The 12,484-nt window shown below is 43.6% G+C and carries 11 protein-coding genes; 7 read left to right on the top strand and 4 right to left on the bottom strand.

The features are described from left to right. Positions 1 to 264 precede the first annotated feature (264 nt). Both D0C36_RS24005 and D0C36_RS24000 read left to right on the top strand, forming a co-directional pair. Positions 265 to 1,491, top strand: coding sequence for a site-specific integrase (locus D0C36_RS24005; protein ID WP_158557197.1), 1,227 nt, complete (start codon positions 265 to 267; stop codon positions 1,489 to 1,491). Between the two features lie 266 nt (positions 1,492 to 1,757). Then, positions 1,758 to 2,621 carry a phosphatase PAP2 family protein gene (locus D0C36_RS24000; protein ID WP_117394281.1) on the top strand — a complete coding sequence of 288 codons (864 nt, stop codon included), beginning with the start codon at positions 1,758 to 1,760 and terminating at the stop codon, positions 2,619 to 2,621. Positions 2,622 to 2,731: 110 nt separating this feature from the next. Here D0C36_RS24000 and D0C36_RS23995 read toward each other — a convergent pair whose 3' ends face one another. Continuing rightward, entirely contained in the window at positions 2,732 to 3,595 is an 864-nt protein-coding gene (locus D0C36_RS23995) for a universal stress protein (protein WP_117394280.1), read from the bottom strand. Between the two features lie 225 nt (positions 3,596 to 3,820). Here D0C36_RS23995 and D0C36_RS23990 point away from each other — a divergent pair, with 225 nt between their 5' ends. Continuing rightward, entirely contained in the window at positions 3,821 to 4,489 is a 669-nt protein-coding gene (locus D0C36_RS23990; RefSeq protein ID WP_117394279.1) for a BON domain-containing protein, read from the top strand. A gap of 40 nt (positions 4,490 to 4,529) precedes the next feature. On the opposite strand, the gene D0C36_RS23985 is transcribed toward D0C36_RS23990, so the two are convergent. Both D0C36_RS23985 and D0C36_RS23980 read right to left on the bottom strand, forming a co-directional pair. Then, complete coding sequence (locus D0C36_RS23985) at positions 4,530 to 5,681, bottom strand: NRAMP family divalent metal transporter (RefSeq protein WP_117394278.1); 1,152 nt, start codon at positions 5,679 to 5,681, stop codon at positions 4,530 to 4,532. 4 nt (positions 5,682 to 5,685) lie between these two features. Further along, positions 5,686 to 5,910, bottom strand: a complete 225-nt coding sequence (locus D0C36_RS23980) for a hypothetical protein (protein WP_117394277.1) — start codon at positions 5,908 to 5,910, stop codon at positions 5,686 to 5,688. Between the two features lie 127 nt (positions 5,911 to 6,037). On the opposite strand from D0C36_RS23980, the gene adhP reads away from it, so the two are divergent. The 4 genes from adhP to D0C36_RS23960 all read left to right on the top strand — a co-directional run bounded on the left by adhP (position 6,038) and on the right by D0C36_RS23960 (position 10,504). Beyond that, a complete protein-coding gene (adhP, locus tag D0C36_RS23975) occupies positions 6,038 to 7,072 on the top strand; it encodes an alcohol dehydrogenase AdhP (RefSeq protein ID WP_117394276.1) in 1,035 nt (344 codons plus the stop codon). Then, positions 7,072 to 7,821, top strand: a complete 750-nt coding sequence (locus tag D0C36_RS23970) for an LOG family protein (RefSeq protein WP_117394275.1) — start codon at positions 7,072 to 7,074, stop codon at positions 7,819 to 7,821. The genes adhP and D0C36_RS23970 overlap by 1 nt, the downstream gene beginning before the upstream one ends. A gap of 93 nt (positions 7,822 to 7,914) precedes the next feature. Beyond that, on the top strand, positions 7,915 to 9,393 hold the full coding sequence (locus tag D0C36_RS23965; protein WP_158557196.1) for a L,D-transpeptidase scaffold domain-containing protein: 1,479 nt from the start codon (positions 7,915 to 7,917) through the stop codon (positions 9,391 to 9,393). Positions 9,394 to 9,397: 4 nt separating this feature from the next. After that, a complete protein-coding gene (locus D0C36_RS23960) occupies positions 9,398 to 10,504 on the top strand; it encodes a PEP/pyruvate-binding domain-containing protein (RefSeq protein WP_117394273.1) in 1,107 nt (368 codons plus the stop codon). Positions 10,505 to 10,624: 120 nt separating this feature from the next. Here the strand turns inward: D0C36_RS23960 and D0C36_RS23955 are convergent, their stop codons facing one another. Next, the gene (locus D0C36_RS23955; protein WP_117394272.1) at positions 10,625 to 12,394 is read right to left on the bottom strand and encodes a hypothetical protein; all 1,770 of its coding nucleotides are present in this window, start codon (positions 12,392 to 12,394) and stop codon (positions 10,625 to 10,627) included. Positions 12,395 to 12,484: the final 90 nt, after the last annotated feature.

The raw sequence follows: 12,484 nt of genomic DNA, 5'->3' as shown, positions 1-12,484 counted from the left end.
CCGTCCATTCCGCAGAAAGGGTATCAAAACCCTCTAAAAGCGCTTAAATCAATGATTTAGGCGCTTTTTTTATGTCAAAAGCGCTCGTTTCAGACTAAGTTTTATGGTTCTCGCGGTTACCTATTCGGTTACCTAATTGAATCACCTAATTTAGGTAACCGAATAAGGTTTTAATTGATTGATTATGAATGAATTAAAGCGATGCCAAACGGTATCAAAACAGTTCAAAATTTATTAATTCAGTTACCTAAAAAATGGTTATTTATGAAGAATTCTAACAGCTTTTCAGTCCTGATCTGGGCGAACAAAGCAAAATCAGATGTTAATGGCTTAATGCCCCTTTACGCGAGGGTCACTGTGATGGGTAAAAGAGCCGAAATTTCGCTAAAAAAGAAGGTTAATCCTGCGAAGTGGGATGCAAAAACAGGCTTTATGAAAGGAAGTGGAAATGAGGTTCGGACAATTAACAATCATATTCATCAGATCTCCGAAGAAATTTTCAGAATTTACAGCGAATTGCAGAAAAATAACGATTACATTTCTGCGGAAGAAATAAAGAATAAGTTTACTGGCGTACCGGACGAACGGCGGTCATTGCTTCAGATTTTTGACGAACATAACGCCGATATTGAAAAACTCATCGGAAAGGATTACGTCAAAGCCACGCTGACTAAGTACAAAACTATTCGAAGCAAAGTTGCCGAATATGTTCTCCACAAATATTGCAAATTTGATATCTACCTCGACAACCTCGAATACAACTTCGTTGCCGGTTTCGAAAAATATCTGAAGATTGAGGCAGGCATCGATCACAACACAGCCATGGCATATATCAAACGCCTCAAAAGAATTATCTCTTTAGCGGTCCATAACAATTGGATTCCCAACAATCCTTTCGCGGCCTTTAAATGCACTACGCGTAAGGTAACGCGTGACGAACTTAGTGTAGATGAATTGAACAAACTTATTGAAAAGCAATTCGCAGTTAAACGGCTTGAAGAGGTAAGAGATTGTTTCCTTTTCAGTTGCTATACCGGCTATGCATTTGTGGACGCATCAAAATTAACCGCAGCTAATATCGTAATGGGGCATGAGGGAGAAATGTGGATGAAAACCAACCGGACAAAAACAGACATAGCTGCCAACGTACCTTTGCTACCCCAGGCTATGCACATTATCAATAAATACAAAAATCACGACGAATGCATTATCAGCGGCAGGATCTTACCGATGAAAAGCAATCAGAAAATGAATGCGTATCTTAAAGAAATCGCCGACCTGTGTGGCATAAAAAAAAATCTTACAACGCACATGGCAAGGCATACATTTGCCACAACTGTAACATTAGGCAATGGCGTTCCCATAGAATCAGTCAGTAAAATGCTGGGGCACACAAAAATTACTACCACTCAGATTTACGCAAGGGTTAGAGAGAAAAAACTGAGTTCGGACATGAAAAGTCTGGGTTTAAAATTGAGAAATAATCTTTAACTCAATGATGCTATAAACATCCGAATAGTATGGTGGAAGTTGTAGATATAATTTTATCATTCATTTAAGGTGCCAATCTGGCACCTTAAATGAATGATAGGGAAATATGTGATAGCCCTTACAGCTATTGTGATTTTTACTTTATGTAATGTATGCTTTCAGTAAGATTTCCTGATTGAATTAAAGTCTCCAGATTTTCTTCAGAATTTCGATGTATATTGAGAACATCTGACATCAATAAATCCTTAAATGATTAATCCCGTCAAATGCGCAATTTGAAAAAGTTATTGTTACTATGCATGATTCTTAATTGCCGGGTTGCTACTTATGGACAGCAAACCAAGAGCGATACAGTTAAGAAGCTAAACGTGGCAGATACTCTTAAAAAAGATCTTTTCACTGCTCCCGATACCGTAAGACGTCTCAGAAGCAAGGGTTGGGCGTTGATTCCTCCGGCTGTTTTGGTGGCCTATGGAGCCAGTAACTTCTTTTTTAAGCCGGTTCGCAACCTGGATAAAAGCATCTATAACGATATCAACGAAGATCATCCGAACTTCAGGCATCACCCCGAGAACTTTTTTCAATATACGCCCGTGGCTCTGGTCTATGGCCTAAATCTGGTTGGGATACACGGAAAAAATACGTTTATAGATCGAACAATGATCTTTGTTATGGCAGAAGGAATGATGACACTTAGCACGTTCAGCTTAAAGAAAATATCGCACAGGCTTAGGCCTGACGGATCAGATTATAAATCATTCCCGTCTGGTCATACTGCCAATGCATTTTTAGGTGCGGAATTTATGGCGCAGGAATTAGGCGACAAATCGATTGGGTATTCGGCGGTAGGGTATAGTTTTGCTACCGCCACTGGTATCCTCCGGATGTTCAACCGTGATCACTGGTTCAGCGATGTAGTCGCCGGGGCTGGGTTCGGTATATTATCAACGAAAGCTGCATATCTGCTTTATCCCTACGTCCGAAACCGCCTTTTCAAAAAAGGTCGTGAAAAAGGAGAGGGGAGAACAAGACAGGAAGAGCTTCGCAAAAAGGAGAGGACAAATTCTACGCTTCTGATTCCAACCTATCAGCCGGGGTATCTGGGTTTACAATTTGCCATGGAATTTTAACGATTTATAGTAAACTTGGTAAGCTATTTTATATGAGCTGAAAATTGTAATGTTACAGTTGAATTTAATAGAGCATTTAACAGCGGGTATCTGCCTTGAGTTATTTGATTTTAATCATAGATAAAATCGGGCGGAAATATGATTACCGGAATTGCCTGTTTTTGCAATTCTTTCTTTGCCTGGCTGTTATCGAAAAGCCATTTCATGAAACCCTTTCTATGATGAACCATAGCCAATACTTCTGCTGAGCATGATCTGCAGTAAGAATTCAGACGGCTTACTACATTTTTTCCTTTTACTTCATGGTAACTTATATTGTCACAACCTAACCCGTTTACGAACCGTTTGAAAACAATCTCGCTTAGCAGGTCCGGGTCTTCGGTTTTGTAAACATCTACATGAACAATATCAATTTCAAACTCAAGCAACTTAGAGAGGTCTGCGAGATAACTAATCGCATTAATATCAAGACTGTGATAGGTCGTTGCAAAAACCAACTTTTGAATTTTATCCATGGCAGATTCCTGTGGTATGATCAAAACCGGTTTGGTAGAATGGTTGATCACCTTCATGGTTTCCTGTCCCCCAAGGAAATGGTCAAATGTACTTCCGGTACTTCCTCCCATGACGATCATTTCAATTTGATTGGCAGCAATAACATTCTTCAGGTTCCGGCCGAGATCGCCTTCCGAGATGCCTTGCTGAATAGAAATCTCGCCGGATGATCCTGTTCGCCTTACGATCGTCTGCAGATCATCAGCCAATAACTTAAGTTGCTTTTCTCCTTCCATTGCATAAACACTTTCAGGATCCGGTATCAGTGACGCACCAACCAGATACGGATCTACCGGCATCATTTCATAGGCATGAAAGACGAGCAAGCCGGCATGTATCTGTTTAGCTAAATGTACTGCGGTAACGGCGGCATGCGCTGCATTTTTTGAAAAATCTGTTAAAACAAGTAATCTTTTCATAACCCGGTAATTAGCGTGAAACAATCATTGATGTGTACAAATTTTGTGAATTCCCGAAAACGAAAAAATGACCAGGGTCACTTGCAGCCGTGATATGATTATACTACTCATCAAAGATGTGCCGTCTATCAAAAAACTGTATGGGCATGATCATTTACTCATGCTTCCAGCTTCATTTACTTTGCTTTCATATTCATAAAACATTCATTTTTAAAACGTAAAGTCATGAAATCAGACATCGAAATTCAAAAAAACGTTATGGAGGAACTAAAATGGCAGCCATTTCTGAGGTCGGCAGAGATCGGTGTTGCCGTAAAAAATGGCATCGTAACGCTTTCGGGCATTGTCGACAGTTACGCAAAAAAGCTGGAGGCCGAGGCGGCAGCTAAAAAAGTAGCTGGTGTTAAAGCTATCGCAGAAGACCTGCAGGTTGGTTTATCACCCGCCTACCGCCGTACGGACACGGAGATCGCCGAAGCGGTTTTAAATGCACTAAGGTGGCAGAGTGCCGTCGCACAAGATCATATAAAGATCAAAGTCGAGGACGGCTGCGTAAAACTGGATGGCGAAGTTGAATGGGCTTATCAGAAAGCTATAGCGGGTAGCGCGATCACCCACCTGACAGGGGTAAAGCAGGTTTACAACCTGATCAAAGTAAAACCACTGGCCACTGCGGTTGATATCGAGAGCCAGATCAGCGCGGCATTTCAGCGCAATGCTTCGTTTGACGCTGCAAAGATTAGTGCCGCGGTAACAGAAGGACATGTGACCCTTCGTGGCATGGTACGTTCACTGAGCGAAAAAGAAGACGCCGGAAATGTTGCGTGGAAAGCCCCCGGCGTTGTAAGTGTTAAAAACGAGCTGACCGTTGAAGAACCGGAATTCGCTTTCTGATGATTAAGCGGGCACCATTCGCGCCCGCTTATTTTTACTGTCAGGATGAAATGAGAAAATACAGCAGCCCAAGCGCGGCGATGAGCATCAGCACTAATGTCAGCCCGCCAAGAATATTTGACCATTTTCCGTTTACATCACCGCCCATTACCGATCTGTTGTTACCGATGTGAAGAATTACGGCAATAAGGACGGGGGCGGTCATTCCGTAAAGTATTGCCGAATAGATCAGGCCTTTTACCGGATTGATTCCCGTAAAATTCAATGCGAGCCCCATCAATAGTGAGATAACGATCACACCGTAAAACGGACGGGCCTGAAAAAACGGCTTGTCCAGTCCTTCCTGCCAGTCAAAGCTTTCCGCTAACATATAGGACAGCGATATGCTGCGCACGCCATGTGGGAAGAGTACACTACCACACGTCAGGATGATAAAGAACATCACAACATTGGAGAAAAGCATGCCGGTATCCACATCTTCACGCATTTTCCTGATGACACGTTTATCTACGATAATTTTGCCGCCTCTTTGTTTGAGATCTTCCGCTTCCATAGTCGCCTGCCAAAAAAAAAGATAAGGAGAGATGGTTGTACCAAGGATAGCGACGAGGCCCATCAGGTATTCACTATCCCAGGTTATGTAAGGTATGAGGGTGGCATGCAGAACTGCAGACCAGTCGACCTTTGTGAAAAGCGGAACGATAAGATAAACGAGCAGACTGAGACAAAGCCATTTCAAAATTGCGGCAACGCGCTGATAAGGAAACAGAATCACCGTCACAAGTATGAGGGCTGTGAACACGATACTTAGCCATGCTGCTGATATAGCAGGAAAAAGCAAATGGGCCGCTGCCCCCATGCCGGCGATATCAGCTCCGATATTGAATATGATTGCGGGGAAAGAGAAACTGATCATCATCCACAATATCCATTTTGGGTAATGTTTTTTTAAGGTATGGGTAAGCCCCTGGCTGGTTACCAAACCTATCCGTGCACACATTTCCTGTACAGCAGCCATCAGCGGAAACGTGATCAGGGCCGTCCATAAAGTACGCAACCCGAATTGCGCTCCTGCTTGTGAATAAGTGGCTATACCGGAAGGGTCATCATCACTGGAGCCGGTTACCAGTCCCGGGCCTATACTTTTCAGGAAAACCCGGATTTTTCTTGTTGTTTTTGTTAAAAAAGGCATAGGCTCAGATCGTAAACTTTTCGCGGTGTGAGAATAAACGGCCTTCATATTGCCAATCCAGGATGAGTGTCCACTGGCCAGCTTTGCACTCTCCAACGGGAATATTTAAACTGTTATCAACTTCACTTTGTACAGTAAACCGCATGGTCTTTTGCCGTTCGCAATCAGCCGGTACCAGACAGGCGTTACCTTTGACCGGGTGATCAAAATTAAATTGCAGTGTTTTCATTGTGCTTCCTTTTGCTCAAAACTACCCTTGTTCTCTCCAGCAGAAAATGACCCGGATCATAATTTTCAGGAGATCAGGTCATAAATTTTTCGCAACTGTAACTGGAGATTTGAGAAAACAACAAGCTATGATACCATCAACAATGAAAGCTGCAGTTGTCCACGCATTTGGGCAACCCTTGCGGATAGAGCAGGTTCCAGTACCTGCTATCACTGCGCAACAGATCCTGGTAAAAGTGATCGCCTGCGGTGTTTGCCATACCGACCTGCACGCGGCTAACGGTGACTGGCCGGTAAAACCTCAACTTCCCTTTATTCCGGGCCATGAAGCGATCGGTTACGTAGCCGACATCGGATCTGAGGTAACTGACCTGAAAGTGGGTGATATCGTTGGCGTCCCGTGGCTTCACAGCGCCTGTGGTTGCTGCGAATACTGTATTACCGGCTGGGAAACCCTTTGTGAAAAACAGCAGAACGGCGGATATAGTGTCAATGGCGGGTTTGCCGAATACGTTACCGCCAACCCGGCTTATGTGGCGCGTTTTCCGCAGGGCATTGATTTTCATGAAATGGCTCCGGTGATCTGTGCCGGCGTTACAGTATATAAAGGTTTAAAAGAAACGGAGGTAAGAGCCGGCGAGTGGATCGCGATATCCGGCGTTGGCGGGCTTGGGCATATGGCCATCCAATATGCGAAGGCCATGGGAATGCACGTGGCAGCCATAGATATTTCTGCTGAAAAACTTGGCTTAGCAATACGCCTCGGTGCGGATATGACAGTTAATGCCAATCTTGAGAACCCAGGCAAAGTAATCAAAACAAAAACCGGTGGCATGCATGGCGTACTGGTCACCGCGGTTTCAGCTGCTGCATTTGAACAAGGAATTTCCATGCTACGCCGCAAAGGAACTATTACCCTGGTAGGGTTACCAAAAGGTGGTTTTGAGTTGCCGATATTCGAGACCGTACTCAACCGCTACACAGTCAGGGGGTCAATTGTTGGTACTCGTAAGGACATGCAGGAGGCAATAGCATTTGCCGTTGAAGGTAAAGTCCGTGCGAATATCCATCTCAGCAAGTTAGACGACATCAACGACGTACTGAAAGAAATGAAAGAAGGACATATCGAAGGCCGCATTGTTTTGCAGATCGCCCAACCTTGATGAAAAGTACAAACCCTGTAATTGACCCCGGTAAGAACGCAGAAATTCAGTTTTTGGAAGGCCCCCATTCCAGGCTACGGGAATTGAAGTTTACGATCAGGACGATGATCGACCTCATAAAGGGATTACGCTCCATGCATTTCATTGGCCCATGTATCACCTTTTTCGGTTCGGCCCGCTTCAAAGAAGATCACCCATACTATCTGGCGACACGGGAACTCGCGGCGGAATGCGCAAAATTAGGCTTTACGATCCTTACCGGCGGTGGTCCCGGTATCATGGAGGCGGCTAACCGCGGTGCCAAAGATGCCGGCGGCTTTTCGGTAGGTTGTAATATCTGCCTGCCGGTGGAGCAAAGGCGAAACCCTTATCTTGACAAATGGGTATTTATGCGCCATTTTTTTCTCAGAAAGGTATTGCTGGTCAAATACTCTTTCGCATTTATCGTGATGCCCGGTGGATTCGGTACGCTTGATGAGTTCTTTGAAGCGTTGACACTTATCCAGACCCATAAGATAGATAATTTCCCGGTGGTTATTTTTGGCAGGAAGTATCATGGAGAACTGCTGAGACATATTGCATTAATGAAAAATCGCGGAACAATTGGAGACGCTGACGATCAACTTTACCTAGTCACGGATGAAAAACAAGAGGTAATCGATCTTCTTCGCGAGAAAGCTATAAGGCAGTTCGGTCTCCGGCCAAAAAGGAAATACCAGCCACTACGCTGGTTATTTGAAAAAAGCTGATGCCCGTTTACAGTTCTTCGTCATTATATTATATGACGGTCATCATTTTTTTATTTTATTCATATACAGACTTTTATGTATAAAACAAAAGTCATGAAAAGGCAAATAGAAGAACACCGCTACAAACCTGGCTACCGCACCCACACCCTTATGCTTTGGAGCTTGTTTTTGCTGATCCTCTTGCTTACACTCTTTTGGACAAGGACTGCTGCAGCCAAAGTATATTCGGCAGACGAAGACAGAAGTTTACGGGAAGAATTACTGCGACAACTTAACCAGGACAAACTTGAGCTCAATTTCCCGGTATCAGTAAAGCGACTTTATCATACAGCCAATGGTTTTCCTTTATGGCTGGTAAAAGAGCCGGATGTTCAGCACACCTGGGCGGCCATGCTGATGATGGATTGCGTTTTGCAATTCGGATTGAACCAGTCTGATTTTCATCCCAAAGAGCTTTTGTACAGCAAGCTTCATGATATACTGGAAAGACCGGATCAGGTCAGCATCGGCGAAAAAGCACAGTTCGAGATCTACCTGAGCGATGCCGTACTCAGTTTTGCAGCTTACCTGCACTTTGGGAAATATAACCCCTATCTCACAAAAGAGCAGATCGACAATAGTAAAAGCGGATTTGATCCGGCAGAGCTGGTGAAAAAGGCTTTGCATTCTGCGGATTTTATGGAGACAATAGCGAGTGCGCAACCCAAGGATCAGCTTTACAAAGCTTTGCAAGACCGCTTACATGTAGTTGCCGGTGTGCAGCTTGGTGACTGTTATGAATTTCCTGAGGCACAGGTCAGAAAGATCGCGCTAAATATGGAACGTTTAAGATGGGCCGCTTTGGATACCGATAATTTTATACAGGTAAACATTCCGTCATATCAATTGAGTTTTTTTCATCATGGCAAACTCGATACCTTTCGCGTTGTAATTGGCAAACCCGCCAACCCCACACCGACCTTAAAAAGTGCGATCACCTATTTCACCATCGCACCGGAATGGCGCGTACCTAAAAAAATATTTGAACGCGAATTGCTACCCAAAGCTATAAAAGATACAGCCTATTTAAACTCACACCATTACATGATCTATAATAACGGCGGAATGCTCATCAGCCCAAGTACATCTTATCTGCGTAAGATCAAAGAGAATCCGGACAGGTATCATGCTACGCAATCAGCCGGCTGCGATAATGCGCTTGGCCAGATCGTATTCCGGTTTGCAAATATTTATGACATCTATCTGCATGATTCACCGGAAAGAGAGCTGTTTTATAAAGAAAAAAGGGCGCTGAGCCATGGTTGTATCCGCGTTCAGTCAGCCGCAAGACTTGCCAGCCTCATTATGGCCAATGACGGCCAGTCAGTTGCCACGATGAACAAAGCGCTTGAACTTGGAAATAAAAAGAATTTTCGTCTGATAAAACCGCTTCCGATAGCAGTCACTTACCTGACCTGCGAAATCAAAGACGGTGCGGTGATCACGCTTGACGACGTTTATGGTTTGGACCCGGCGCTGGATATAATGCTTTACAGAAAAAATGATCCTGCTTTAAAAATCACTCAAAATTAATATCATGGAAAATTACATCATTAAATTCAGGGATGCTGATTTGAGTAAATTGACATCGGTTGGTTATAAATGTGCAATGCTTGGCGAATTGCAAGCTTATGATCATGTTGACTTGCTGATCCCTGAAGGCTTTATTATCAGTGGCAAAGCATTTAGAGATTTTATCAACTTTAATGACCTGGAGAACAGGCTCAATATAACACTGCAACCGCTTTACAAAGAAGTTGCTCCAAAATATTGCCTGATCAGCGCCGCTGCTCAGCAACTTATCACAGACGCGCGTATGCCTGCAGATATGGGAATGGCGATCATTGACGCTTATGATTATCTGGGAGATATGAACGATAGCCCGGTTAGTGTAAGCAGTAGTTTTATGTTCGAAATGCCTTTTGATAACGATGACGAAGGATTGAATACTGGCTTAAATGTACAAGGGCATTGCGCATTACTTTATGCTGTAAAAAAAAGCTTTGCAAATCTCTTCAGCTGTTCTGCGTTGAAACGCATTAAAGATGCGGGGATCAAAGTGATCGATCTGGATATCGCGGTTTGCGTTCAACTGATGGTACGGGCAGGTAAAGGTTGCTCTGGTTTGGTAAGCAGCGAAGACAATGATTTCCAGGCTGAAGATGTAATCCATATCAGCGGGCGTTGGGGGCTTTCAGGAGGGTCTTTCAGGCTGGATGATGAATGTGATGACTACTGGATTTTCAAACCATCCATCTTGAAAACAGCACCGCTTATCGAATTAAAACTGGGCAGGAAGCAAAGAATATTGACCGCTGCGCCCGATGATGATTATACCTGGCAGACCATTGAGTCAGCTACGCCAGAGGAAATGCAGCATATGTATGTGCTGAATTACCATGAAATCCTTCACCTTGGCAAATGTGCCCTGCTCATAGAAAAGCATTTTAACAGCCCGGTCCAGTTCACCTGGGCGAAAGACGGTGCAGATCATCAGATCTACATACTTAGTGTATGTAAATCTCCGATCAAAACAAGGTCATCTTTGCACGCAAAAGCAACTGTACTGAATAAAGCAAAACACATTTATTCCGATAATAAACACTCCTTTAAAAGAAAGGTAAAAGCAAATGTATCACGATGAATTTGTTGTTACTGCGATCGTCACGTATACTGGCGAATTAAAATCCAACGATCTGTCTTCAAATACTACTATACCTCACTCATTAGCTGATACACAGCGTAGAGTGAGGATAAATATTTTTTAAAATGAATAGTTAAGAATAGTTTGGTCTAATCTGTCAAGAGCTTCAATCATGTCGGGACTTGACCACTCATTAATAGTAAGTAAAGCTCTGTAATATCCGATGCCTGCAATAAGCTGCGCTTTAAATTTATCTAACCTTAGGCTTTTTTTGGCCGTCATTGTCTTCATAGATAGTTGAACATCTGCCTTAAAATAATCTACGTATAGTTGTAGTTCTTTTAAGAACATATGCGGGCGTTTTAAGTCGGTAAGGACATTTATTTTCCCGTAGATATGGCCGACCATTTCATCTAAAGAGAACATCCGTTTAAAATAAGCCAGGTTTGGCCCAGGGCAAACGGCAACGGCTTTGGTTTCCTTAGGTTTGATCATATCATACTTGATATAAGCTGATGAGCACAGCCCTTCGCACAGGCAAATCTTTTCTGTGATAATTGCTAACTCATTCTCGTGTTCAGCTTCAGAAAGTTCCAGTTTATCCAGCTCTTTTATTTTCAGGTTTTGATACTCGCGTGATGCCGTGCAGATGGGCTTGTCAGTAAACTCGGTATTACTTTGCAGAAATTTCTTGGTGCATGGGCTGCCGGGGCGGTTCTGCTCCATACGTGATAAACGCAGATCATTGATCGTACTGCCTTTAAAATTATTAAACAGGATACCTAATGGCGAGGCATTGCTTACATAATAATCATCCTCTTTTGATGCGGCCAATTTTGTGAGTGTTTCATCATCTACATTCGTGGCCTCGGGTACCAATAAAAAGGGACTCCCCCAGCCTGTACCATCCAGTTGATAGTATCGCATTAAAAACTCGTTTTCTTCGGCAGTACCGATACCACCCTGTACCGTAATGCGTTGAGTTGGCATCTCGTCAATAATAATATCTTTACTGATGAGCGCGGTGTTATACAAACCGAACAACTCTTCGCGCATTGCCCCTCTGCGCTCTTTAAACTCCTCCAATATTGGCCCTAATAAATAGCCTTCAGTAGCGAAGGCATGCCCGCCACAATTTAAACCAGATTCTATCCGGAACTCAGACACCCACAAACCTTTCTTCGCCAAAAACTTGGCCTGTATAAACGCCGAACGGAAATCGCTCACCTTAAGAATGATCTTCTTTTTAATAAGGCCTTTTTCGTCCGGAAAGAAATCAGTAAAGCAATCAATATAACTGTAAAGCCTTGGGTTCATCCCCGCGGATAGCACCACTGAAGCAGAAAGTTCGCTTTCTGCAAAACCACGTAACGCCGCAAGAGCATCGGTGTTTACATCGCCGGTATAATTGCCTTCGCCGTCAAAGTTCATCTTATCTACCTTGGCCATAATATTTACGTCTATGGCGCCCTTCACCATTTTTTGGCGCAGGATGTTCTCAAAGATCTTTTTTCGAACGCCTTCGGGATATTCCATCATCAGGTCAAAGCCTTGCTTCAATTGAGATATCTCGGGCAGCAGATCAAAGTATCTGTGCAGGTCTGTGCCCTGCTCAAAACCCTGGCTTTGCAAAGCCTCAAACTGCTTATCAACCAATTGCTTTACCAGATTGAGGTAGGCTGTTATGCGGCGGGCGCGGTAATCAGTCGCGTTTTTTTTGATGGCGATATAGGGGATGGCATTTTGCAAGCAATGATATTCGCGGATCCGTTCTATCAATTCATCATCAACAATTGACATTACCGAGGAGATGCCGTAGCGGGCCACTTTAAGCGGCGTATCAATAGAAAAACCTAAACCTAAAACGGGTATATGGAATGTGTGGCTCATACCGCCAAAAGTATTGCGGCAATACCTGATAAAAACTGACGGCGGTCACATTTTGCACCGTTTATCGTCATTCCCCGCCCCGCGGGCTAT

This window comes from Mucilaginibacter conchicola, assembly GCF_003432115.1.
GTDB classification, from domain to species: Bacteria; Bacteroidota; Bacteroidia; order Sphingobacteriales; family Sphingobacteriaceae; genus Mucilaginibacter; species Mucilaginibacter conchicola.
This window is presented reverse-complemented; position numbering and strand designations above follow the sequence as displayed.